Annotated in this window: 11 protein-coding genes, 1 tRNA gene, 3 rRNA genes and 1 pseudogene; 4 read left to right on the top strand and 12 right to left on the bottom strand. The window is 71.0% G+C overall.

Translation table 11 applies throughout. The features are described from left to right. Nucleotides 1–115: 115 nt before the first annotated feature. From CRP52_RS14080 to CRP52_RS14125, 9 genes and pseudogenes are all read right to left on the bottom strand, one after another. Complete coding sequence (locus CRP52_RS14080) at nucleotides 116–613, bottom strand: NUDIX hydrolase (protein WP_097240079.1); 498 nt, start codon at nucleotides 611–613, stop codon at nucleotides 116–118. Nucleotides 614–650: 37 nt separating this feature from the next. Further along, a complete protein-coding gene (locus CRP52_RS14085) occupies nucleotides 651–1,739 on the bottom strand; it encodes a CHAD domain-containing protein (protein ID WP_097236712.1) in 1,089 nt (362 codons plus the stop codon). A 121-nt stretch (nucleotides 1,740–1,860) separates the two neighbouring features. Next, a complete protein-coding gene (locus CRP52_RS14090; RefSeq protein WP_097236713.1) occupies nucleotides 1,861–4,038 on the bottom strand; it encodes an RNA degradosome polyphosphate kinase in 2,178 nt (725 codons plus the stop codon). Nucleotides 4,039–4,402: 364 nt separating this feature from the next. Further along, nucleotides 4,403–5,416 carry a mycothiol synthase gene (gene mshD, locus CRP52_RS14095; protein ID WP_097236714.1) on the bottom strand — a complete coding sequence of 338 codons (1,014 nt, stop codon included), beginning with the start codon at nucleotides 5,414–5,416 and terminating at the stop codon, nucleotides 4,403–4,405. Nucleotides 5,417–5,488: 72 nt separating this feature from the next. Continuing rightward, nucleotides 5,489–5,605 (bottom strand): 5S ribosomal RNA (gene rrf / locus CRP52_RS14100). A gap of 71 nt (nucleotides 5,606–5,676) precedes the next feature. Further along, nucleotides 5,677–8,797: ribosomal RNA gene (locus CRP52_RS14105) — 23S ribosomal RNA — on the bottom strand. A 258-nt stretch (nucleotides 8,798–9,055) separates the two neighbouring features. After that, nucleotides 9,056–10,579, bottom strand: a 16S ribosomal RNA gene (locus CRP52_RS14110). Together the 16S, 23S and 5S rRNA genes form the textbook arrangement of a ribosomal RNA operon. A gap of 566 nt (nucleotides 10,580–11,145) precedes the next feature. Beyond that, a pseudogene (locus tag CRP52_RS14120) lies at nucleotides 11,146–12,450 on the bottom strand (SpoIIE family protein phosphatase); the annotation flags it as partial. A 190-nt stretch (nucleotides 12,451–12,640) separates the two neighbouring features. After that, complete coding sequence (locus tag CRP52_RS14125) at nucleotides 12,641–14,086, bottom strand: NAD(P)/FAD-dependent oxidoreductase (RefSeq protein WP_097240080.1); 1,446 nt, start codon at nucleotides 14,084–14,086, stop codon at nucleotides 12,641–12,643. 478 nt (nucleotides 14,087–14,564) lie between these two features. On the opposite strand from CRP52_RS14125, the gene CRP52_RS14130 reads away from it, so the two are divergent. Together CRP52_RS14130 and CRP52_RS14135 are read left to right on the top strand one after the other, a co-directional pair. After that, nucleotides 14,565–15,515: a TetR/AcrR family transcriptional regulator gene (locus CRP52_RS14130; RefSeq protein WP_306458861.1), complete on the top strand. Its 951-nt coding sequence runs from the start codon at nucleotides 14,565–14,567 to the stop codon at nucleotides 15,513–15,515. Nucleotides 15,516–16,074: 559 nt separating this feature from the next. After that, nucleotides 16,075–18,129 (top strand): sigma-70 family RNA polymerase sigma factor, encoded by a 2,055-nt coding sequence (locus CRP52_RS14135; protein ID WP_257032470.1) that lies wholly within the window; start codon nucleotides 16,075–16,077, stop codon nucleotides 18,127–18,129. Between the two features lie 51 nt (nucleotides 18,130–18,180). On the opposite strand, the gene CRP52_RS14140 is transcribed toward CRP52_RS14135, so the two are convergent. From CRP52_RS14140 to CRP52_RS37380, 3 genes are all read right to left on the bottom strand, one after another. Continuing rightward, a complete protein-coding gene (locus CRP52_RS14140) occupies nucleotides 18,181–18,885 on the bottom strand; it encodes a DsbA family oxidoreductase (protein WP_097236717.1) in 705 nt (234 codons plus the stop codon). A 97-nt stretch (nucleotides 18,886–18,982) separates the two neighbouring features. Continuing rightward, entirely contained in the window at nucleotides 18,983–19,504 is a 522-nt protein-coding gene (locus CRP52_RS14145) for a universal stress protein (RefSeq protein ID WP_179852795.1), read from the bottom strand. A 161-nt stretch (nucleotides 19,505–19,665) separates the two neighbouring features. Next, entirely contained in the window at nucleotides 19,666–21,678 is a 2,013-nt protein-coding gene (locus tag CRP52_RS37380; RefSeq protein ID WP_257032471.1) for an asparagine synthase-related protein, read from the bottom strand. Between the two features lie 860 nt (nucleotides 21,679–22,538). Between CRP52_RS37380 and CRP52_RS14155 the strand changes: the two genes are divergently transcribed. Together CRP52_RS14155 and CRP52_RS38190 are read left to right on the top strand one after the other, a co-directional pair. Beyond that, the gene (locus CRP52_RS14155) at nucleotides 22,539–23,966 is read left to right on the top strand and encodes an MFS transporter (RefSeq protein ID WP_097236719.1); all 1,428 of its coding nucleotides are present in this window, start codon (nucleotides 22,539–22,541) and stop codon (nucleotides 23,964–23,966) included. Nucleotides 23,967–24,030: 64 nt separating this feature from the next. After that, nucleotides 24,031–24,131 (top strand) — tRNA-Ser (locus CRP52_RS38190). Nucleotides 24,132–24,568: the final 437 nt, after the last annotated feature.

A 24,568-nucleotide genomic window follows, 5' to 3' on the forward strand; every position in this document is an offset into this window, starting at 1 on the left:
GACAGCCGGTCGCAAGTGAACGGCGAGTGAACCTCGAAAGGATGACAGGAAACTACGTCAGGTAGTAACGGTTGCGTCACGGCGAGAGCGCGGCGGGATCACTTCCACCGTTCCTTCACCGACGGAACCCCTCCGTCCGCACCGGCTTCGCCCCCAGCATCACCAGCAGGGCGTCGACCAGCAACCGGTCGTGGTCGTACGTGAGCCGCGCACGGGCCTTCCCGGCCGGCAGCCACTCCAGCCGGTCCACCTCGCGGTTGGGCCGGAAGGCGCCCGTCGACGGCACCGCCGCCCAGTACCGGACCTCCTTCGGACGGCCCTGCACCTGGTAGTGCTGGGCCGGCAGCTCGGGGCCGAGCAGGCAGCGGAACCCGGTCTCCTCCCACACCTCGCGCAGCGCCGCCTCGGCCACGCCCTCACCGGGGTCGAGCTTGCCCTTCGGCAGGCTCCAGTCGTCGTACTTCGGCCGGTGGATCAGCGCGATCCGGGGCCGCCCCAGCCGGCCGCTCTTCTTCAGCCGGCCCGGCACCCACAGCACCGCGCCCGCCGCCAGGATCACCGGGGCGCGGCCGGTCGGGGGCGTGGACGGGCCGGTGGTGGTGCTCGTGGGCATGCTGCCCGTGGGCGTGGTGCCCGGGCGCTCGCCCACCTCAGACCGTCCTCGGGACGGCGGGGTGCCCCCAGCCCTCCGCCGCGGACAGGTCCGGCCAGCCGTCCGGGCCGGGCTGGAGGTCGGGCCACCGGCGGCCGAAGGCGTACCGTGCCGACTCCACCTCCAGCCGCTGGTCGGCGTGCACCACGCCCAGCACGTACGCCGTCGCCGGGGTGATCCGCGGGGTGCGCGCCGCGGTGGCGGCGGTGACCGCGGCGTCCGCCGCCTCCTGCTGCCGGGCCAGCACCGCGTCCAGCTCGTCCAGCTCGGACGCCGGGCGGCCGCACACCTCCAGCGCGTACCGGGCGCGCTTGACCAGGATCCGCAGCCGCGACCAGGGCGCGTCGTCGGCCGCCAGCGCCGCATCCGCGTCCACTGCGCCGCGGGCCGCCGGCACCGCGCCCAGCCGGCGCAGCCCGTCCCCGCCGTACGGCGTCGCGGCCCGGTGCAGCGGCAGCTGCGCAGCGGTCGCGGACAGCGCCGCGAAGGCGGCGGCCGCCTGCGGCAGCAGCACCGCCGGCGCCCGGCCGCCCGCCGACTCCAGCAGCGGCGCCTCGCCGACGAGCAGCGTCATCCGGTCCGCCAGCGCGTGCAGCCGGGCCGAGCGGAGCTCCTGGAGCACCGTGGAGTGCGCCCGGGTCCTGGCCAGGGTGAGCTGGCGGTCCAGCAGCGCCCGCGCCTTGGGCGCGCCCGCGTGGCCGGCCAGCATGCCAGCCCCGTCCGGGTCGGTGCCGCTGAGCGAGTCCAGCGCGCCCAGCAACCGGGCCGAGCGGCGGACGTACCCGGGCTCCAGCGCCAACAGGTTCAGCAGCCAGCGCAGCTCGGTGCGCGACTCCTGAGCCCAGGCAGGCTCGAAGACCGCGCCGAAGGTGTGCAGCAGCCCACCGATCCGCCGGACGGCCCGCAGCAGGTCCGAGGTGCCCGCCGCCGGGACGACCGAGGCCGTCCCGGGTCTGGCGCCGACCTCCCCCACCGCCAGCGGCAGGGCGCGCAGGAAGGCGCCGGCCTGGGCGGTGAGGTGGCGGGAAAGGATGTCCCCGGCGGTCGCGGTGGAGGCCGCCTGGGCCGTCATCGGCGCATCGGTCATGGCGTGGTAGATCCCCGTTCCCCCGGGGCCGTCCCCCGGAGCTGGTGGCCGACCGCCGGAGTGGCTGCCCGTGAGAGTGTGGCAGGCGCGCCGCCCCGGCGGCTTCGCATCAGTGGACGCGTCAGCGCGAGGTGGCGGCCCGGCGGCGCTGGCGCGAGTCGATCAACAGATCTTGGACGTGCCGCAGCGGCCGGCCCTCGGCGTCCTGCGAGCGGCGGGTCCAGGCGCCGTCCGGCCCCAGGTGCCAGGACTGCGTCTCGTCCGACACCCCGAGGTCGATCAGCCCGGACAGCTCGGCGCGGTGGGCCGGATCGGTGATCCGCATCAGCGCCTCGATCCGGCGGTCCAGGTTGCGGTGCATCATGTCGGCGCTGCCGATCCAGACCTCCGGATCGCCGTTGTTGCCGAACACGAACACCCGGGAGTGCTCCAGGAAGCGGCCCAGGATGCTGCGGACCCGGATGTTCTCGCTCAGCCCCGGAACACCGGGACGGATCGCGCAGATCCCGCGCACCCAGACGTCCACCGGCACCCCGGCCTGCGAGGCCCGGTACAGCGCGTCGATCACGGCCTCGTCGACGATCGAGTTGACCTTGAGCTTCACGTAGGCCGGGCGGCCCGCCCGGTGGTGGGCGATCTCGTTGTGGATCCGCGAGACCAGCCCGTCGCGCAGTCCGCGCGGGGCGGTCAGCAGGCGGCGGTAGGACTCGCGGCGCGAGTAGCCGGAGAGCCGGTTGAAGAGGTCCGAGAGGTCAGCGCCGACCTGCGGGTCGGAGGTGAGCAGGCCCAGGTCCTCGTACAGCCGGGCCGTCTTCGGGTGGTAGTTGCCCGTGCCCACGTGCGAGTAGCGCCGCAGGGTGTCGCCCTCCTCGCGGACCACCAGCGACAGCTTGCAGTGCGTCTTCAGCCCGACCAGGCCGTAGACCACGTGGCAGCCGGCTTCCTCCAGCTTGCGGGCCCACTTGATGTTGGCCTGCTCGTCGAAGCGCGCCTTGATCTCGACCAGGACCAGCACCTGCTTGCCGGACTCGGCCGCGTCGATCAGCGCGTCCACGATCGGCGAGTCACCGGAGGTCCGGTACAGCGTCTGCTTGATCGCCAGGACGTCCGGGTCGGCGGCGGCCTGCTCCAGGAAGGCCTGCACCGAGGTGGAGAAGCTGTCGTACGGGTGGTGCAGCAGGACGTCGCGCTCGCGCATCGCCGCGAAGATGTCCGGCTGGGAGGCCGACTCGACGTCGGTCAGCCCGCGGGCCGTTCCCGCCACGAACTTGGGGTACTTGAGCTCCGGACGGTCCAGCTCGGCGATCCCGAACAGCCCGGTCAGGTCCAGCGGCCCGGGCAGCGGGAAGACCTCCGCCTCGGTGATGTTCAGCTCCCGCACCAGCAGGTCCAGGATGTAGGGGTCGATCGATTCCTCGACCTCCAGCCGGACCGGCGGGCCGAAGCGCCGCCGCATCAGCTCCTTCTCCAGGGCCTTGAGGATGTTCTCGGTGTCGTCCTCCTCCACCTCCAGGTCCTCGTTGCGGGTGACGCGGAAGGCGTGGTGGGCCAGCACCTCCATCCCCGGGAACAGCTCCTCCAGGTGCGCGCCCATGACGTCCTCCAGCGGGACGTACCGCTGGGGCGAGGCCTCCAGGAAACGGGCCAGCGACTGCGGCACCTTCACCCGGGCGAAGTGCTTGTGCCCGGAGACCGGGTTTCGCACCACGACGGCCAGGTTGAGCGAGAGTCCCGATATGTACGGGAAGGGGTGCGCCGGGTCGACCGCCAGCGGGGTCAGGACCGGGAAGATCTTCTGCCGGAACAGCGTGTGCAGCCGGGCCTGCTCCTTCTCCGCCAGCTCCGGCCAGCGGACCACCTCGATGCCCTCGGTGGCGAGGTCCGGCAGCACCTCCTGCTGGAAGGCGGCGGCGTGCCGGGCCATCAGCTCGCGCGAGCGGGTCCAGATCAGGTCCAGCACCTCGCGCGGCTGAAGACCCGATGAGCTGCGCTGGGCGACGCCGGTGGCGATCCGGCGCTTCAGGCCGGCCACCCGGACCATGAAGAACTCGTCCAGGTTGCTCGCGAAGATCGCCAGGAACTTGGCCCGCTCCAGCAGCGGTATCCCCGGGTCCTCGGCGAGCTCCAGGACGCGCTCGTTGAACGCGAGCCAACTGCGCTCGCGGTCCAGGAAGCGGCCCTGCGGCAAGGCTTCGAACTCCTGCTCGTCCGCGGTCGGCAGCTCCGGCGGGACCCCCAGCGCACTGGACATCCTGGCCGGCGGCGACAGCGGGGCAGAGACGGGGCGGGGGATGCTCATGGGCTCCAGCTCCTCCAGCAGCAGGACGGTGTCCGGACGCGTGTGGCTCTGCGGGCCGTCGCCCTCGCCCCGGACCGACCCCGGGAACAGCGCCCATCCGCCGGGCGCGGTCCGTACAGGACCGGCCGGCGTGTGGCGGTCGACTCTGCACGAGCGAGACACTACGGACTTCATCCTGTGATCTTCGCGGCAGCAATTGAATCCACGGTAAACACCGCATGGCCAGGAGGAAAGCTGAGTCGGTCGGAGCAAGGGGTGCTGCCGTCCCGTCCCTCGCCCGCGACCGCTCGGGGTTCCGTCGGGGGCCGTTTCAGAGCGCCCCGTTCGCGTGGTTGGCCTGATTGGTCTGGTTAGCTCGGTTGACCTAGTTGGTCTGGTTGCTCTGGTTGCTCCGGTACCGGGCGCGGTACATGAGGTCCACCTCGTGAATGGTGAATCCCAGTCGTTCATATACCCGCACAGCGGCCGGATTGTCGGCGTCGACGTAGAGGAGTACGGTGCCGAGCCCGCGCTCGCCCGGACCGGAGCCGGTCAGGTGGCGCAGGCCCGCGGCGGTCAGCGCGCGGCCGAGGCCGCTGCCCTGCTCGGCCGGGTCCACCCCGACCACGTACACCTCGCCGAGCTGCGGCTCGGTGGCGGTGGCCGGGTGCACCTTCGTCCAGTGGAATCCGACCACCTTGCCGCCGCGGGTGGCGAGGAAGAAGCCGGCCGGGTCGAACCAGGGCTCGGCGATCCGCTCGGCCAGGTCCTGCTCGGTCCAGGCCCCCTGCTCCGGGTGGTGCGCGAAGGCCAGCGCGTTCAGCCGAAGCCACTCGGCATCGTCCTCCCCCGGACGGAAGGTGCGGAGCTCGATCCCCTCGGGGACCACCACCTCCTCGGTCTGCGGACCGGTGCGACGCATCTGCCGCAGCTCGCGGACCAGCTCGGCGCCGTACGACTCGGCCAGGTGCCGGGCCGCCGGGTGGCCGCCGTGCACCCAGAAGTCCACCGCGTCCCGGCCCGCGCCGTGGGCCGCCGCCAGGATGGCGTCCACCAGCAGACGGCCCAGGCCCCGGCCGCGGGCGGCCGGGTCGACCACCAGCTCGGCGGTGGGGTTGGCGGTCGGGGCCTGCGGGACTTCGAGCTGGCCGTAGCCGAGGACGGCGTCGGAGTCGGTTGTGGAGTCGGTTGTGGAGTCGGTGGCAGGGCCGGACTCGGTCTCGACGAGGTGGATGACACCCGGGCGCGGTGTCTCCGCGGTCCGAAGCCGGAGCCGGCCCTGCTCGGACACGGCGGCCCGGCCGTCCACCGCCTGCGCCTCCGCCAGAACACGCAGAGCACCGTCGCGCTGCTCGGGCCGGAGCACATCGTTCGCAATGACCGCTGTCTGATCGTCCATGCACTGACGATACGTCACCGGAAATGCAAAGAACCCCTGATCCGAATGGATCAGGGGTTCTTCAGAAGAATTGTTCGGCGGCGTCCTACTCTCCCACAGGGTCCCCCCTGCAGTACCATCGGCGCTGTGAGGCTTAGCTTCCGGGTTCGGAATGTAACCGGGCGTTTCCCTCACGCTATGACCACCGAAACACTATGAAACTGTCGACCCGCCGGCAGGGCGGTCGTTGTTTCAGAACAACACAGTGGACGCGAGCAACTGAGGACAAGCCCTCGGCCTATTAGTACCGGTCAACTCCACCCCTCACAGGGCTTCCATATCCGGCCTATCAACCCAGTCGTCTACTGGGAGCCTTACCCTCTCAAGGAGGTGGGAGTGCTCATCTCGAAGCAGGCTTCCCGCTTAGATGCTTTCAGCGGTTATCCCTCCCGAACGTAGCCAACCAGCCATGCCCTTGGCAGGACAACTGGCACACCAGAGGTTCGTCCGTCCCGGTCCTCTCGTACTAGGGACAGCCCTTCTCAACACTCCTACGCGCACAGCGGATAGGGACCGAACTGTCTCACGACGTTCTAAACCCAGCTCGCGTACCGCTTTAATGGGCGAACAGCCCAACCCTTGGGACCTACTCCAGCCCCAGGATGCGACGAGCCGACATCGAGGTGCCAAACCATCCCGTCGATATGGACTCTTGGGGAAGATCAGCCTGTTATCCCCGGGGTACCTTTTATCCGTTGAGCGACGGCGCTTCCACAAGCCACCGCCGGATCACTAGTCCCTACTTTCGTACCTGCTCGACCCGTCAGTCTCACAGTCAAGCTCCCTTGTGCACTTACACTCAACACCTGATTGCCAACCAGGCTGAGGGAACCTTTGGGCGCCTCCGTTACCCTTTAGGAGGCAACCGCCCCAGTTAAACTACCCACCAGACACTGTCCCTGATCCGGATCACGGACCCAGGTTAGACATCCAGCACGACCAGAGTGGTATTTCAACGACGACTCCACAACAACTGGCGTTGCCGCTTCAAAGTCTCCCACCTATCCTACACAAGCCGAACCGAACACCAATATCAAGCTATAGTAAAGGTCCCGGGGTCTTTCCGTCCTGCTGCGCGAAACGAGCATCTTTACTCGTAATGCAATTTCACCGGGCCTATGGTTGAGACAGTCGAGAAGTCGTTACGCCATTCGTGCAGGTCGGAACTTACCCGACAAGGAATTTCGCTACCTTAGGATGGTTATAGTTACCACCGCCGTTTACTGGCGCTTAAGTTCTCAGCTTCGCCTGGACGAATCCAAGCTAACCGGTCCCCTTAACGTTCCAGCACCGGGCAGGCGTCAGTCCGTATACATCGCCTTACGGCTTCGCACGGACCTGTGTTTTTAGTAAACAGTCGCTTCTCGCTGGTCTCTGCGGCCACCCCCAGCTCAAGGCGCAAGGCCCGTCACCAGGAATGGCCCCCCTTCTCCCGAAGTTACGGGGGCATTTTGCCGAGTTCCTTAACCATAGTTCACCCGAACGCCTCGGTATTCTCTACCTGACCACCTGAGTCGGTTTGGGGTACGGGCCGCCATGAAACTCGCTAGAGGCTTTTCTCGACAGCATAGGATCATCCACTTCACCACAATCGGCTCGGCATCAGGTCTCAGCCTTAATGTGAGGCGGATTTGCCTACCTCACGGCCTACACCCTTACCCCGGGACAACCACCGCCCGGGCTGGACTACCTTCCTGCGTCACCCCATCGCTCACCTACTGCAGACTTGGATCGGCGGCTCCACCACGTCCCTTTGTCCGAAGACTCCGGGCCGGCTTCACGGCCTTAGCATCACCTGGTTCAGCGTTGGCGCTTCAAAGCGGGTACGGGAATATCAACCCGTTGTCCATCGACTACGCCTGTCGGCCTCGCCTTAGGTCCCGACTTACCCTGGGCAGATCAGCTTGACCCAGGAACCCTTGGTCAATCGGCGCAAGAGTTTCCCACTCTTGTATCGCTACTCATGCCTGCATTCTCACTCGTATACCGTCCACGACTGGTTTCCACCGCCGCTTCACCCGGCACACGACGCTCCCCTACCCATCACAGCAGGCGTTGGCCCTCAATGCTGCAATGACACGACTTCGGTGATGTGCTTGAGCCCCGCTACATTGTCGGCGCGGAATCACTTGACCAGTGAGCTATTACGCACTCTTTCAAGGGTGGCTGCTTCTAAGCCAACCTCCTGGTTGTCTCTGCGACTCCACATCCTTTCCCACTTAGCACACGCTTAGGGACCTTAGTCGGTGTTCTGGGCTGTTTCCCTCTCGACCATGGAGCTTATCCCCCACAGTCTCACTGCCACGCTCTCACTTACCGGCATTCGGAGTTTGGCTAAGGTCAGTAACCCGGTAAGGCCCATCGCCTATCCAGTGCTCTACCTCCGGCAAGAAACACGTGACGCTGCACCTAAATGCATTTCGGGGAGAACCAGCTATCACGGAGTTTGATTGGCCTTTCACCCCTAACCACAGGTCATCCCCCAGGTTTTCAACCCTGGTGGGTTCGGTCCTCCACACGGTCTTACCCGCGCTTCAACCTGCCCATGGCTAGATCACTCCGCTTCGGGTCTTGGGCATGCAACTCAGACGCCCTATTCGGACTCGCTTTCGCTACGGCTACCCCACACGGGTTAACCTCGCTACACACCGCAAACTCGCAGGCTCATTCTTCAAAAGGCACGCAGTCACGGCCGTGATCCGAAGACCACGACGACGCTCCCACGGCTTGTAGGCACACGGTTTCAGGTACTATTTCACTCCGCTCCCGCGGTACTTTTCACCATTCCCTCACGGTACTATCCGCTATCGGTCACCAGGGAATATTTAGGCTTAGCGGGTGGTCCCGCCAGATTCACACGGGATTTCTCGGGCCCCGTGCTACTTGGGAGATGAGCAAGCAAGCCGTACAGATTTCGTCTACGGGGGTCTTACCCTCTACGCCGGACCTTTCGCATGTCCTTCGACTACCCATACGGTTTCTGACTCGCCCAGCCGCCGGCAGACGACTGAAGCTCATTCCCACAACCCCGCAATGGCAACCCCTGCCGGGTCTCACACCAAAACGGTTTAGCCTCATCCAGTTTCGCTCGCCACTACTCCCGGAATCACGGTTGTTTTCTCTTCCTGCGGGTACTGAGATGTTTCACTTCCCCGCGTTCCCTCCACACTGCCTATGTGTTCAGCAGCGGGTGACAGCCCATGACGACTGCCGGGTTTCCCCATTCGGAAACCCCCGGATCAAAGCCTGGTTGACGGCTCCCCGGGGACTATCGTGGCCTCCCACGTCCTTCATCGGTTCCTGGTGCCAAGGCATCCACCGTGCGCCCTTAAAAACTTGGCCACAGATGCTCGCGTCCACTGTGCAGTTCTCAAACAACGACCAGTCACCCACCTGAACAAGCATGGGACCGGCAACCACTGAGACAACGGTTACCCGTTCCCTCAGGACCCAACAACGTGCCCGACACAGTCAATCCCAGAAGCGTTCCACGCCGAAGCAGTACTAGCAATCCGATCTCTTCCTGTGCCGAATAGTCAACGTTCCACCCATGAGCGAGCACTCCGGGACATTCGCCCGAAGCTGCTATGTGCTCCTTAGAAAGGAGGTGATCCAGCCGCACCTTCCGGTACGGCTACCTTGTTACGACTTCGTCCCAATCGCTGGTCCCACCTTCGACGGCTCCTCCCCTTACGGGTTAGGCCACCGGCTTCGGGTGTTACCGACTTTCGTGACGTGACGGGCGGTGTGTACAAGGCCCGGGAACGTATTCACCGCAGCATGCTGATCTGCGATTACTAGCAACTCCAACTTCATGGGGTCGAGTTGCAGACCCCAATCCGAACTGAGGCCGGCTTTTTGGGATTCGCTCCGCCTCACGGCATCGCAGCCCTTTGTACCGACCATTGTAGCACGTGTGCAGCCCAAGACATAAGGGGCATGATGATTTGACGTCGTCCCCACCTTCCTCCGAGTTGACCCCGGCAGTCTCCTGTGAGTCCCCATCACCCCGAAAGGCATGCTGGCAACACAGAACAAGGGTTGCGCTCGTTGCGGGACTTAACCCAACATCTCACGACACGAGCTGACGACAACCATGCACCACCTGTATACCGACCACAAGGGGGCGACTATCTCTAGCCGTTTCCGATATATGTCAAGCCTTGGTAAGGTTCTTCGCGTTGCGTCGAATTAAGCCACATGCTCCGCTGCTTGTGCGGGCCCCCGTCAATTCCTTTGAGTTTTAGCCTTGCGGCCGTACTCCCCAGGCGGGGAACTTAATGCGTTAGCTGCGGCACCGACGACGTGGAATGTCGCCAACACCTAGTTCCCAACGTTTACGGCGTGGACTACCAGGGTATCTAATCCTGTTCGCTCCCCACGCTTTCGCTCCTCAGCGTCAGTAATGGCCCAGAGATCCGCCTTCGCCACCGGTGTTCCTCCTGATATCTGCGCATTTCACCGCTACACCAGGAATTCCGATCTCCCCTACCACACTCTAGCCTGCCCGTATCGAATGCAGACCCGGGGTTAAGCCCCGGGCTTTCACATCCGACGCGACAGGCCGCCTACGAGCTCTTTACGCCCAATAATTCCGGACAACGCTCGCACCCTACGTATTACCGCGGCTGCTGGCACGTAGTTAGCCGGTGCTTCTTCTGCAGGTACCGTCACTTGCGCTTCTTCCCTGCTGAAAGAGGTTTACAACCCGAAGGCCGTCATCCCTCACGCGGCGTCGCTGCATCAGGCTTTCGCCCATTGTGCAATATTCCCCACTGCTGCCTCCCGTAGGAGTCTGGGCCGTGTCTCAGTCCCAGTGTGGCCGGTCGCCCTCTCAGGCCGGCTACCCGTCGTCGCCTTGGTAGGCCATTACCCCACCAACAAGCTGATAGGCCGCGGGCTCATCCTGCACCGCCGGAGCTTTCCACCAACCCCCATGCGGAGGAAGGTCATATCCGGTATTAGACCCCGTTTCCAGGGCTTGTCCCAGAGTGCAGGGCAGATTGCCCACGTGTTACTCACCCGTTCGCCACTGATCCACCCCGAAGGGCTTCACCGTTCGACTTGCATGTGTTAAGCACGCCGCCAGCGTTCGTCCTGAGCCAGGATCAAACTCTCCGTGAATGTCTACCCGTAATCGGGCGGCACTCGCGTTGAGCGGCACGGCAACCACCGGAATAGGGTGATCCCGCGCACTGCGTCCTCGCTAGTGTTATTTCAAAAGGAATCTCCAACCCCAGGAAACCTGAGGCCGGGGATGTCAACATATCTGGCGTTGACTTTTGGCACGCTGTTGAGTTCTCAAGGAACGGACGCTTCCTTCGGACCGCCTTCCAGCGGACCCTCCGGGCTTCGTTCTTTCGTGTTCCCAGCTTATCAGATGATTTCCGCTCCGTTTCCGGGGCTTCGTTCATCCAACTCGCCGGTGTCTTCCGGGGTTTGACGCCCCGTCCGACGTTTCAAACTCTAGCCGATCCCCGCTTCGAAAAGCGAATCCAGCCGCAACCCGATAAAACGAACACGCCGAATAGCGCCGAGCCGCTGAGCGTAAAAACGCATAAACGACCCAGCCCGAGCCGGGAAGTGGTGTTTCGAAGGATTGGCTGCCCCGGGACCGTCCGCGCCGATGCGTGTCCGGTGCTCCCTGCCAGGCAGCTCGAAGAACACTAGACCTCGGGGATGGCCGAGTCAAGCCCTGGGTCCGGGCTCTCCTCGGCCGGCAGGTGGAAGGCCAGGACGGCGACGTCGTCGTCGTGTTCCGAGGTCACCCCCATGGCCCGCAGCAGCCGGGCGCAGATCACCTCGGGGGCGCCGACGGCGCCGGTGAGGGTGCGGGCCAGGAGGTCGAGGCCCTGGTCGATGTCCTCGTCCCGGCGTTCGACCAGGCCGTCCGTATAGAGGACGCCGGTCGTGCCGGGGAGCAGGCGCAGGGTGTGGGAGACGTGCAGGCCGTCGCCGGTGCCGAGCGGGGGGCCGTTCTGCTCCTCGCTGCGCAGGATGGTTCCGTCGGGGCAGCGCAGCATCATCGGGAGGTGGCCGGCGGAGGCGTAGGAGAGGGTGCGGCGCTGCGGGTCCCAGACGGCGTAGGTGCAGGTGGCGATCTGGTTGGCGTCGATCTCCATGGCCAGGCCGTCGAGCAGGCGCATCACCTCGTGCGGGGGCAGGTCGAGGCGGGCGTAGGCGCGGACGGCGGTGCGCAGCTGGCCCATCACGGCGGCGGCCCGCAGACCGCGGCCCATGACGTCGCCGATCACCAGGGCCGTCCGCCCGCCGTCGATGGCGATGACGTCGTACCAGTCGCCGCCGACGGCGGCCTCGGCACCGCCGGGCTGGTAGGTCGCGGCGACCCGCAGGTCCGCCGGCTGGTCGAGCTTCTGCGGGAGCAGGCTGCGCTGGAGGGTGACGGCGGCTTCGCGCTGGCGGCGTTCGGCTTCGCGCAGGCGCGCGGCGGCGAGGACCTGGTCGGTCACCTCGGCGGCGAAGATCAGGACGCCGGAGGGCGGGCCTTCGGCGAGGGTGTCGGTGGTGTCGCCGGGACCGAGCGGGACGCAGGAGACGTTGTAGTAGCGGTTGCCGGTGAGGCCGAGGATGCACCGGGCCTTGACGCTGCGCGGGCGGCCGCCGCGAATGACCTGGTCCATCAGGGGCAGGACGCCCATGGTGCCGAGTTCCGGTAGGGCCTCGCCGGCGGGCAGGCCGGTGGGGCGTTCGCCGAAGAGGTCGCGGTAGGCGCGGTTGGCGTAGCCGAGCTGGTGGAGCGGGCCGTAGGTGACGGCGACCGGGGCCGGGATGCGGTTCAGGACCTCGCGCAGGTTCTGCGGTCTGTGCGGGTCGAGGAGTTCGGCGGCGGGGGTGGTGGGGCTGATCGGGTCGCGGGGGCTGGGGACGACGACACCGTCGGCGGAGGGCGCGCCCTCGTCGGTGCCGGTCCCGTTGGGTGGGGCGGCACGCCAGGGGGCTCCGGTGAGCCGGGCGCTCCAGCGCATGAGGTTCAAACGACGGCTGCTTCCTCGTTTTCCAGGCATATCATCACTTTTTGTGTACGCACCGGCACACGGGGTAATGACAAGGTCGGGCTGATCCTGTCAGGCGGAGGCCCGATTCCGGAAGTCGCGCGCCCGGCGTGGCCGCCCGAGAGCTCTCCGGCGCGCCTCGGCCGGGGTGGTCAGCGCGGAGCATCCGGCGTCACCGCGGAGCATCCGGCCGGTCGTCGGACGGACGGCCGGGCTTCGGGTCGAACCCGCCCTCGAAGGCCGAACGCGGGTGCTCCATCGCACCCAGCGAGACCGCCTCGCGCGAGAACACCCCGCCCAGCACCCAGTCCATCAGCACCCGCACCCGCCGCTCGGTGCTCGGCAGCCGCCGCAGGTGCCGCGCCCGGTGCAGCCACCAGGCCCGCCGACCGGTGAGCGTGCCGCCCCTCCGGGTGTGGGCGACGGCGCGGCGCGGGCCGAGCGAGGTCGAACAGGCGGCCGGGCCGGGCCGGTACGGGGCCAGGCCCGGCGCGTGCGGCCCGCCGTCCAGGGCGACCGCGATGTTGCGGGCGAGCAGTTCGGCCTGGGCGAAGGCGTGCTGGGCGTTGGGGGCGCAGGGGGCGCCGTCCGCGTTCGGGTCGGGTACGCCGGCGCAGTCGCCGGCCGCCCAGACGCCGGGCAGGGCGCGCCCGTCCGGCCCGACTGCCTGCAGGGTGGCCAGACAGCGGACCCGGCCGACGGTGTCCAGCGGCAGGTCGGTGTCGCGCAGCAACGGGGAGGGCCGGATGCCCGCCGTCCAGACCAGGGTGCGGGCGCCGAAGCGGCTGCCGTCGGACAGTGCGACGACCCGGTCGACGGCGGACTCCAGGGTGGTGCCCAGTCGGATGTCGACGCCGCGTTCGCGCAGCTCGCCGAGGGTGTGCCGAGCGAGTTCGGGCGACTCCTCGGCGAGGATCCGGTCGGTCGCCTCGACCAGCACCCAGCGCAGGTCCTCGGCGCGGACGTTGTGGTAGCCCCGTACGGCGGTGCGGGCCATGTCCTCCAGTTCCGCGAGTGCGCCGACGCCCGCGTAGCCGGCGCCGACGAAGACGAAGGTGAGCGCGGACTGGCGCAGCGCGGGGTCGCGGGTGGCGGAGGCGAGGTCGAGCTGTTCCAGGACGTGGTTGCGCAGGCTCACCGCCTCGCCGACGGTGGAGAAGCCGAGGCCGTGCTCGGCGAGGCCGGGCACCGGGGTCGTGCGGGAGACCGAGCCGGGGGCCACCACCAGGATGTCGTAGGGGAGTTCGACCGGTGCGGGCGGTTCGCCGGGGCCGGCGGCGTCGGCCAGGGCGCGGCGGGCGGCGTGCTCGATCGCGGTGATCCGGGCGGTGAGCACCCGGCAGTCCGGCAGGACCCGGCGCAGCGGGACGACCACGTGCCTGGGGTCGATCGAGCCGGCCGCGACCTCGGCGAGCAGAGGATGGTAGGTGAAGTAGGCCTGGGGCTCGACGACGGTGATCTCCACCTCGCCGCGCCGCAGCCGCTCCCGCAGGCCCCGCTGGAGGTGGAGCGCGGTGGCCGTCCCGGCGCAGCCGCCGCCGACGATCAGGATCCTGATGGTGCACCTCCTGCCGGTGTGACGTTTCGTCCCGGCCCCGCGGCCGGGGGTGTCCCCCATCACGCCCCCCTATGAAGGACCGGCGGGGGTGGTCTTGTCCACAGTCCGTATGGTGCGGGTTGCGACGCGAGTGACCGTCGTGGCCAGTTGTGCTTGCCAGGCGACTTTCTGACGCACTTTCGGCCGCGAAGAGCCGTGAACTATGGTCGGATTGTGTACTGGAGCGGCCGTCGCCATGACAATCGGCGGCGACGCACCGTGGAGCGGCCACTACGGCCAGTTCCAGCGTTGGCGTGAGAACCCGACTGGGCGGCAGTCATCCGGGGAAGGGTAGTTCCCGGACAGGGCCCCGGACGGTGCCGACGCGCCGAGCCGGACGTGGACCCGGCCCGGCGGCACGAACCGTGGTCACCGGAACCGGACGGGCGGCACGAGCGATGGGGCATCAGGTCATTTCTGACGGGCTGAGCTGCACCGGGGGGTGCAGGGGCGGGCGACGACAGGGTCCGGATTCGGACGCCTGCGGGGGAGAGTTGGGATGATGGAACAGGACCAGGTGTTGGGGCGGGCGGGTGCACCGCAGGCCGGACCGGGCATGGTGCCCGAGCAGCGCGGCCCGGTGGACCTGCCGACGCAGGCAGGAACCGTGCCGGTGGGACTGGCGCCGGTGGGCACGGCACAGGCGGGAATGGCACAAGCCGGCCTGGCGCAGGCCGGGGTGGCGCGGGCCGCCGTCCCGTACCGGACCGAGCCCGCGCCGGGCGCCGTGCCGGTGCCCGGGGCCCGGCTGCGGGTGGACGCCCGGCGGAACCTGGAGAGCGTGCTGCGGGCGGCCCGCGAGGTGTTCGGCGAATTCGGTTACGGCGCACCGATGGAGGAGGTCGCGCGCCGGGCCGGGGTCGGGGTGGGCACGGTCTACCGGCGCTTCCCGAGCAAGGAGGTGCTGGTCCAGCGGATCGCTGCCGAGGAGGTGGCCTGGCTGACCGCGCAGGCGCGGGAGTCGCTGTACGGCGGCGACGGCGCCTGGGAGGCGCTGGCCGGGTACCTGGCCCGGGCGGTGAGCAGCGGCGCCGGGCGGCTGCTGCCCCCGGAGGCGTTCCGGTACGCGGAGGAGCTGGGCCGGGTGCCCGAACAGCGGGCACCGCAACCGCCCGCCGCCGTCCGCTTCGACCTGCGCGGCGAGGAGGCCCGCTCCGGCGCGACGGCCGAGCCGTCGGCCGCCGACGCCGATCCGCGGCTGCTGCTGCAGCTGCTGGCCGCCCTGGTGGCGCGGGCCGGGGCGGCGGGCGAACTGCGGCCGGGCGTCACGGTGTCGGACGTGGTGCTGGTGCTGACGGCTTCGGTGCCGGTGCACGCCAGCCGTCCGTCGGTCTCGACGCCCGCGGCGAGCGGCTTCTCGCCGGTCTCCCCGCAGTCGGACGGTCAGCCGGCCGACGGGCCGTCGGACCGGCTGCTGCAGATCCTGCTGGACGGTCTGCGGGCGCGCTGACACCCCCGAGGGGTGCGGCCCGCCCGCCCGGCGGGCAACGGAGTTGGACGGATCACCGGCGCGCGAAACGGGCGCGCGCGCCGGGTGCGGGGCTCGCACGACCCTTCGCCGCACGCTGGGCGAACACATCCGCGACGACCCCTCGGAAGAGTGGGGAACGGCCGGTCCGGCTACCGCCCGTCCCTGCGCTATGCCATCCTTTGCCCGTGGTTGGAGCCAATGTCCCGATGCGCGCCCTTCGCGCGCCGTCGGCGCCGTTCGCCGGGGAACCGTGCGTCTACGCACTCCCGCGCGCCCTGCCACACTACGGGGGCTGTCGTGGAATCTGGGGTCCGTTGTGAGCGCCGAGGAACAGAACGACTACGGGTACGGCCTCGACTTCGGAGGCCTCTCCGGTAGTACCGCCGACGGGGCCGACCCGGCCCCCGGTGGTGTCGGCGGTGCCGGTGCTTCCGTCGGAGGCTCGGTCGGGGGTTCTCTCGGGGGCTCCGTCGGGCCGGCCCAAGTACCGGGTGCCGCACCGGGTTCGGCCGCCGGACACGTCCCCGACCAGGCCGGGATGCCCAGCCGCGAATCGCTCTCCGCCGCCGCCCCGCTGCCCCCGGGCCGGGTGCCCGGCCAGGCCCCGGCGGGCCGGGGCGGCGTCGCCCCCGAGGCGTTCGTCGGCGAGCCGTACACCGGCGACAGCCGGCACGCCCGCCCCACCGTGCCCGCCCCCGCCGACCCGGTGGACGGCGAGCGCCCCGCCTCCGACGCCGAGTTGACCGCCCGGGTGCGGGCCGGCGACGACACCGCGTACGAGGAGATCTACCGCCGGCACGCCGACTCGGTGCGCCGCTACGCGCGCACCTGCTGCCGGGACAGCTTCACCGCCGAGGACCTCGCCGGCGAGGTCTTCGCCCGCACCCTCCAGGCGCTCAGAGCGGGCAAGGGCCCCGAGTTCGCCGTCCGCGCGTACCTGCTGACCGCCGTGCGCAACGTCGCCGCCGCCTGGCACCGCAGCGAGCGGCGCGAACAACTCGTCGACGACTTCAGCGTGTTCGCCCAGACCTCGGCCGCCGTGGTCGACTTCGACCTCGCCGACCCGGGCGCCGACGCCTGGGCGATGGCGCTGGCCGACCAGCGGATGGTCATGCAGGCCTACGCCGAACTCCCCGAGGACGACCGGGTGGTGCTCTGGCACACCGAGGTCGAGCGGGAGTCGCCCAAGACCGTCGCGGTGATGCTCGGCAAGACCGCCAACGCCACCGCCGTCCAGGCCCACCGGGCCCGCGACCGGCTCGCCGCCGCGTTCCTGCAGGCTCACGTCTCCGGCAGCCAGGACAGCGCGTGCGAGGCGTACGCCAACCGGCTCGGGGCGTACGCGCGCGGCTCGCTGCGCAAGCGGGCCTCGGCCGAGGTCGGCCGCCACCTCAGGGAGTGCGACCGCTGCACGGCCGCCTGCCTGGAACTGACCGAGATCAACACCGGTCTGCGCGCGCTGCTGCCCGGCGGCGTGCTCGTCTGGATCGGGGTCGGCGGGTTCGGCGCAGCGGCGGCCGCCGTGGGCGGGGTCGCCGCGGTCGGCGGCGCGGCGGCGGGGACGGCGGCGGCGACCGCCGGGTCCTCGGGGGCTGCTGCCGGTGCGGCGGGCGGTACGGCTGCCGGTGCCTCCGGTGGGGGCGGGAGCGGGGCCGCTGCCGTGGCCGGCGAGGGCCTGGGCACCGCGGCCAAGGCCGGGATCGCCGCCGCCGTCGCGGTGGCCGCGGCCGCCGTCGCCGCGTACGCGCTCACCGGCTCGCCCGAGCCGCAGCCCCCGGTGGCCGCTCCCCCGGCCACCAGCGCACCGGCCGCCCCGGCGCCCCCGACTCCGGCCCCGGTCGTCCCCGCGCCCGCACCCACCCCGGCGCCGAACAGCGCCGTGCCCCTCCCGGCGCAGCCGGCACCGAGCCCCAGCAGCACGCCGGCTCCCAAGGCCGTGCAGCCCCCGGCCGCCACCCAGGCGCCGAGGACCACGGCCCCCGTGCCGAGCAGCCCGCCGGCCCCGAGGCCCGTCCCCGCGGTGCCCGCCATCCCCACCCCCACCGTGCCGCCGGTGCCCACGCCCGAGGTACCCGTCGTCCCGACACCCACCCTGCCGCCGGTGCCGACCCCGACCATCACCCCGCCCACGCCGCCCGCGCCCGCCGAGTTCTGGGGCGACTCGCTGCCCGTGGTCAAGCCCGGCCACCACCGGGTGCCGCCGCCCGGGCCGAGCATCCGGCAGAAGGGCAGCGACAACTTCTGGCAGCGCCCGGGCGGCTGGATCGGCGGCGACTACCACCCGCACGCCATCACCGTGCACGCCCCGGCGACCACCCTGATCGACCTCAACCGCAGCTGCACGTCCTTCGACGCGGTCGCCGGGGTGGACGACGCCACGCTCTCCCCGGGCGGGGTGGTCTTCACCGTCGAGGGCGGCGACGGCAGCCCCCTGTGGCGCTCCCGCGCGCTCGCCGCCGGCGACGACGCGGTGCCGGTGCACGTGCCGCTGGCCGGGCAGAAGTCGATCCGGCTGGTGGTCACCCCGGTGCACGGGATCTGGTCGGCGCTGAACGTCGCGGACTGGGCCGAGGCCCGCTTCAGGTGCGACTGAAACGGGCCTCGGGGTTAGGGCTCGGGGTAGCGGGGTCCGGGCGGTGCTGCGTCAGATCGCGCAGGAGCCGTCCGCGCAGGCCTCGCCGGCCGGGGCCACCTGGAGCGGGACCGGCCGGCGCTCGCCGATCTCGGCGGCGACCTGGTCCAACACCTTGCGGAAGGTCTCGGCCTCCTGGCCGCCCTGGACCGCCCACTTGCCCTCGAAGACGAAGGTCGGCACGGCGGTGATGCCCAGCTCGCGACCCTCGGCCAGCTGGGCGTGGACCTCGGCGGCGCCCTCGTCGCCCGCCAGGTAGGCGGCCACCCGCTCCCGGTCCAGGCCGACCGACACGGCGACGTCGGTCAGTTCGGCGCGGTCGCCGACGTCGACGCCGTCGGTGAAGTGGGCCTTGAGCAACGCCTCCTTCAGCCGGCCCTGCACGGCCGGGCCGTACTCGGCCTCGGCGAGGTGCAGCAGGCGGTGGCCCAGGAAGGTGTTGGCGTGCAGCGCCGCGTCGAAGTCGTAGGTGATGCCCTCGGCGCGGCCCAGCTCCGCCACGTGCGCGTCCATCGCCACGGACTGCGGGCCGTAGCGCTCGGCCAGCCAGGCGCGGTGCGGGCTCGCCGTCTCGGGGGCGTCCGGGACCAGCTGGTACGGGCGGTAGACGACCTCGACCTGCTCCCTGCCCGGGAAGTCCGCCAGGGCCTGCTCGAAGCGGCGCTTGCCGATGTAGCACCAAGGGCAGGCGATGTCGGACCAGATCTCGACCTTCATGCGGGGGACTCCAGGGGGGCGTCTTGTCAGATGTGTACGAGATGGGTGAACGATGAACCATCTCGGGACATTCCCGGCAGCCCCCTGAGCTGCCGGTTCAGCCCGCGGGCGGCGCCGGGACCACCAGCACCGGGCACGCCGCATGGTGCACTACCGCAGAACTCACCGAGCCCAGCAGCAGCCGGGAGAAGCCCCCGTTGCCCCGGGTGCCGACCACCAGCGTGTGCTGCCGGTTCGACGCCTCCAGCAGCACCTCGATCACGTTGCCCAGCACCACGTGCAGCGAGAGCTCGCCCGCGTACGGCGTGGGGCGCTGCCGCTGCACGGCCGTCACCGAACGGCGCAGCCCGTCCGCCGTGCTCTCGACCAGCGTCTCCACGCTCTCCTGCACCAGCTCCGCCATCCCCGGCGGATAGCCGGCCGGAGCCGGGTTCACCACGGCCAGCACGTACAAGGGCAGGCCGAACAGCTCCGCCTCCGTCATCGCCCGGTCCAGCGCCCACAGCGACCCGTCCGACCCGTCGCACGCCGCCAGCACCCCTGCGGGCCGCCCCGTCGGCGGCCGCCCGAGCACCGACAGCACCACGGGCACGTCCCGCCCCGCGCTCCCACCGGCCACCGCACACCCTCCTCGCCCCGGATCCACAACCCCGCCATCATGGCCCGCCCGGGGGACCCCGCCCCCGCAACCGCGCCGGGCGGCAGCCGGGCGGCCAGGGGGCCGAGACGGGAGGACACCGCCCCCGCAAGCCGAGACGGCGGGGGCGGGGCCGCTGGGGGTCAGGGGGTGAGGGCGGGGGGTTGGCGGTGGGGGAGGCCGGTCCAGCAGGCGCCGTGGCGGCGGGCGCGGAGGCGGCGGAGCCAGAGTTCGGTGGAGACGAGGTCGGCGAGGCCGGCGAGCGCGGACGGGGAGAGGGGGGTGGCGGGGTCGGCGGAGTGGGCGAGGCCGGCGCGGACGGCGGGGAGGTCGATGAGGCCGGCTTCGGCGAGGAGGGGGGCGTCGAAGAGTTCGGCGAGGCCGTCGGCGGCGAGGCGCAGGCCGGCGCGGGCGGGGGCGGTGCGGTCGGGGCGGGGGCCGCGGCCCCAGTCGGGGGGCAGGTCGGTGCGGCCGGCACCGGTGAGGACGGCGTGCAGGAGGGCGTGTCGGGCGCCGGGCTGGAGCCGGACGTCGTCGGGGAGCAGCCGGGCGGCGCGGACCACCTGGTTGTCGAGGAAGGGGGCGTGCAGGCGCTGGCCGGGCTGTTCGGCGGCGTGCACGAGCGTGCGGAAGGAGCGTGCCTGCCGGTAGAGGGCGTGCCGGGCCCGGTGCGCGCCGGGGTGTTCCTCGGGCGCCGGTCTGCGCGCCGCCAGACGCAGCCGCAGGGCCACCGAGGAGAGCGCCTCGTCGGAGAGCCAGCGGGCGGCCGGGCCGGGCACGCACCAGGCGAGGTCGGCGGCCGAGCGGTCCCCCGCCGTGCCGCCGCCGTCCGGGACGTGGCGGGCGGTCAGCTTGGCGGCGGCCTCGTCCAGCGCCTCGGCGTAGCGGACCCGGGAGAGCCGGTGGGCGGCCCGGACGACGGTGAGCGGGGTGCGCAGTGCGCCGGTCAGGACGCCCGCCACGGCCCGGTCGACGCCGGCCAACGCAGCGACGGGGGGCAGGAGTTCGCGCGGACGGCCGGCCCGGATGAGGTCGGCGAGCCGGGCCGGGTGGCCGTCGAGGACCTGGCGGGCGCCGTAGCCGGTGAGGTGGTCGCTGCCGCCGGCGCCGAAGCGGGCCTCGGCGCGGGCCGCGGCGACGAGTTCGGGCCCGGGTTCGTCGGTGAGCCGGCCGGACTGCGGGTCGGCGCCCGGTCCGGCGTACGGGAGGGTGGCGGGGGCGGGGTCGAGCACGGTGTGCCGCAGTCGCGGGGTGTCGGGGGCGAGCACGAGGGTGGCCGGCGATTCGGTCTCGCCGAGCGTGACGGCGGCCAACTGTTCGGGGGCGGCGGGCTCCTGGGCGGCGGCCCGGGCCCAGGAGCCCCGCACTGCGCCGCTCCTGGCTGCGGCGGCCGCCCGGGCCGGGGCGGGCCCGGAGGGCACCGCGGGCAGCGGGACGGCGGCGGCGAGCAGGGCGACGGTGGCGGAGGCTGTGCCGTACGAGAGGTCGACGCCGAGCCGGGCCCGTACGGCTGAAACGGCTGAAACGGCCGGGGCGGTGGTGCGGACCCGGGAGCGGACGGATTCCAGCAGGGCGCGGGTGAGTTCGCGCACGGCGGGCGCCTCGTCCCGGGGCTGCTCGGTGCCGGCCGGTTCGTCGTAGCCGGACAGGTACGGGCGGCCGCTGCGGATGCCGAGCACGTGGCCTGGCGGCACCTGCTGGACGCCCAGGTACGGGGTGCCGGTGCCGAGCGCCTCGGGGGCCTCGGGGCAGGCGAGGCGGGCGGCGAGGTGGCCGGTGTCCAGCGGGGCGCCGACCAGGTCGGCCAGCGGGAGGGCGGCGGTGGCGTACGCGGTGCCGTCGCCCCAGGGGGTGTGGAAGACGGGCTGGGCACCGGCGAGGTCGGTGAGCAGCAGGGTGGAGCGGGTGCCGGTGCGCAGCACCACGGTGTAGCTGCCGGGCCAGGCGGTGAGGTGGCGGACGGCGCCGCCGCGGGCGGCGGCGAGGCCGGCGGCGAGTTCGGCGTCGGTGGCGCCGCAGTGGCCGAGGACGGCGAGCCGGGTGGTGGCGGGGGTGTCCTCGATCGGATCGGGGGCGGTGGGGCCGGTGGTGACCACGGCGGGGGCGCCGGGGCGGAGGGTGGCCAGGCGGATCTCCTCGGGGCGCCAGTCGCCCACGGCCCAGAGCGGGTTTGGGCCGGTCCACAGGGGACGCGCGGCGATCGGTGCCACCGTGCCCGGGGGTCCGTACGCCCCGTGCGTCCCGTGCGCCGGGGTGCCCGGTCGGGGCGCTCCCGTGCACCAGCCCGTCAGCCACCGCATCGCGCCTCCACCGTACGAGGACCTGCACCCGCGCGGCGCGTCCGCCGCCGGGCGGGCGGTCGGGTGGGGTGTGTCGTGGTGGCCCGTGCGCGCGTCCCGGCGTGCCCCCGTGGATCGGCGCGCCGTCAGGGGACATCGTGCCACCGCCGGGCGTCGACGTGGCCGGTGTTGCGGGATCCGCTTGCAGGAGCGGCCGGTTGGCGGGGGGCGCGGTCAACGCGGCGGCGGTGCCCGGTGGAGTCGGGCGGGCCGGGCCTCCCCCTCCGTGGCCCGGACCGCCCTCGGGCCGCCTTTGGCATGGGCATCGCGAGATGGCCGAAAGGTGTCGCCCGGCCCGGGAGGGCATCCGCATGCCCTCCCGGACTTCGCCGCCGCCCGCGGGGATTGAGGCGGCGGCATCCCCCGGCCCGCCGGGTCCTCGACGGCGGGCCGACCCACGACCACCAGCGAATCGCCGACCAGCCGGTCGGGCCAGGGGGCACGGCCGGGCGCACGTGAACACGGGACCGGAGCACGACGCTCCGGCGCGCGGCGGGATCGGCCGGATCCGAGCGGTCCGGACCAACTGCCGTACGGCGCCGCCGAGTGCGCGATCCCGCCATCCGGAATGCGACCTCTTAACCGTCGGAACGCGTCCGACTACTCTAGGTGCAGCAGCTACGGCCCGGTGCCGCCCGGGCCCCGCGCACAAGGCCGCAGGAGGTGCAGCCGCCACCATGACCGTCAGCCCACGAGGACCGAACGAACGGCTCGGCACGCTCCTGACCCTCGCCCAGATCAGCAACGCCGGACTCGCCCGCAGGGTCAACGACCTCGGTGCGCAACGCGGGTTGACGCTGCGGTACGACAAGACCTCGGTGGCCCGCTGGGTCAGCAAGGGCATGGTCCCGCAGGGGCCCGTCCCGCACCTGATCGCCACCGCGATCGGCGGCAAGCTCGGCCGGCCCGTCCCGCTGGAGGAGATCGGCCTGGGCGACACCGACCCGGCGCCCGAACTCGGCCTGGCCTTCCCGCGCGACGTCTCCGAGGCCGTCCGCTCCGCCACCGACCTGTGGCGGGTCGACCTCGACCTGCGCCGGGGGCCCGGCGGCGGCCGGTGGAGCGACAGCCTGGCCGGCACCTTCTCGGTCTCCGCCTACGCGACGCCCGTCTCCCGCTGGCTGATCACCCCGGCGGACGGGTCGGTGGCCCGCGAGGTGCCGCGCTCCCCCAGCGACACCTCCTCCTACCGGGTCGGCCACTCGGACGCCGCCAAGCTCCGCGAGGCCGCCCAGGAGGCCCGCCGCTGGGACTCCAAGTACGGCGGCGGGGACTGGCGTTCCTCGATGGTGCCGGAGTGCCTGCGGGTGGAGGCGGCACCGCTTCTGCTGGCCTCGTACAGCGACGCGGTCGGCCGGGCGCTGTTCGGCGCGACCGCCGAACTGACCCGGCTGGCCGGGTGGATGGCCTTCGACACCGGGCAGCACGAGGCCGCGCAGCGGTACTACATCCAGGCCCTGCGGCTGGCCCGGGCCGCCGCCGACGTGCCGCTCGGCGGCTACGTGCTGGCCTCGATGAGCCTGCAGGCCGGCTACCGGGGCTTCGCCGAGGAGGCGGTCGACCTCGCGCAGGCCGCCCTGGAGCGCAACCGGAGCCTGGCCACCGCCCGCACCATGAGCTTCTTCCACCTGGTGGAGGCGCGGGCCCAGGCCAAGGCCCGCAACGCGGCGGCGTGCGCGACGGCGCTCGGTGCGGCGGAGAGCGCGCTCGAACGAGCACGCGCCGGGGATCCCGATCCGGCGTGGATCGACTTCTACGCCTACGACCGGCTCGCCGCCGACGCCGCCGAGTGCTTCCGCGACCTCGGAGTGCCCTCCAAGGTCCGGCAGTTCACCCGCGAGGCGCTGGCCACGCCCACCGAGGGCTTCGTCCGCTCGCACGGCCTGCGGCTGGTGGTCTCCGCGATGGCCGAGGCGGAGGCGGGCAATCTGGACGCCGCGGTCGCCGCCGGCGAACGCGCCGTCGAGGTGGCCGGCCGGATCTCCTCGCAGCGCAGCCGGGAGTACGTGGTGGAGATGCTGCGGCGCCTGGAGCCGTTCCAAGGAGAACGGCGGGTACGGGAGTTGGCCGAGCGGGCGCGGGCGGTGATCGTTGCTCCGGCGTGAACGGCGTGAACGGCGTGAACGGCGGGGCCCGACGTGAACACCGGACGGTAAATGAGGTGCGCCCGCCGGCGGGAGCTGGCTATGTTCTCTCCCGTCCGGGTGCGCAGGCAGAGGTTACTTCCACTCTCAATGGGCAGGTCGCGGGTTCGAATCCCGTCACCGGCTTCGTGCCGGTGTAGCTCAGTGGCCAGAGCAGCTTCGTCACCTCGGCCGTCCTCGAACTCCGGACACCCATACGTGAATAGTTTTTCCGCACCTCCCGGTGCGACGGCAGCGGTTACTTCGGTCGAGTGCCCCCGGTGGGGCGCGGTGAAGCTGAGCTCCAACGACCGCGGCCGGCTTCGATCTCGGGAGGCATCGCGCTTCGGAGTGCCCGGTGCGCAGGCGGGGGTTACTTCGGATCTTGCGGTTCCGGGTTCGAATCCCGGGCGTGCCGTGCGCGAGCGCGGCCGGTAGCTCAATCCGGTAGAGCACAAGGCATATACCTCCGCCGACGTCGGCCGTTCGACGACGGCCGGCTCGATCTCGGGCACCCCTCACCGCGGCATGCCTCCCTCCCGGTGACCAACAGGCACTGACACCAACAGGCCGAGGGGGGCTGT

The sequence above is a fragment of the Streptomyces sp. 1331.2 genome (genome assembly GCF_900199205.1).
In the GTDB taxonomy this organism is placed as follows: domain Bacteria; phylum Actinomycetota; class Actinomycetes; order Streptomycetales; family Streptomycetaceae; genus Kitasatospora.

Coding starts and splice junctions, on each gene's coding strand:
- CRP52_RS14080 (WP_097240079.1), bottom strand. CDS start 613: ATGCCCACGAGCACCACCACCGGCCCGTCCACGCCCCCGACCGGCCGC.
- CRP52_RS14085 (WP_097236712.1), bottom strand. CDS start 1,739: ATGACCGATGCGCCGATGACGGCCCAGGCGGCCTCCACCGCGACCGCC.
- CRP52_RS14090 (WP_097236713.1), bottom strand. CDS start 4,038: ATGAGCATCCCCCGCCCCGTCTCTGCCCCGCTGTCGCCGCCGGCCAGG.
- mshD (WP_097236714.1), bottom strand. CDS start 5,416: ATGGACGATCAGACAGCGGTCATTGCGAACGATGTGCTCCGGCCCGAG.
- CRP52_RS14125 (WP_097240080.1), bottom strand. CDS start 14,086: ATGGGGGACACCCCCGGCCGCGGGGCCGGGACGAAACGTCACACCGGC.
- CRP52_RS14130 (WP_306458861.1), top strand. CDS start 14,565: ATGATGGAACAGGACCAGGTGTTGGGGCGGGCGGGTGCACCGCAGGCC.
- CRP52_RS14135 (WP_257032470.1), top strand. CDS start 16,075: ATGCCCAGCCGCGAATCGCTCTCCGCCGCCGCCCCGCTGCCCCCGGGC.
- CRP52_RS14140 (WP_097236717.1), bottom strand. CDS start 18,885: ATGAAGGTCGAGATCTGGTCCGACATCGCCTGCCCTTGGTGCTACATC.
- CRP52_RS14155 (WP_097236719.1), top strand. CDS start 22,539: ATGACCGTCAGCCCACGAGGACCGAACGAACGGCTCGGCACGCTCCTG.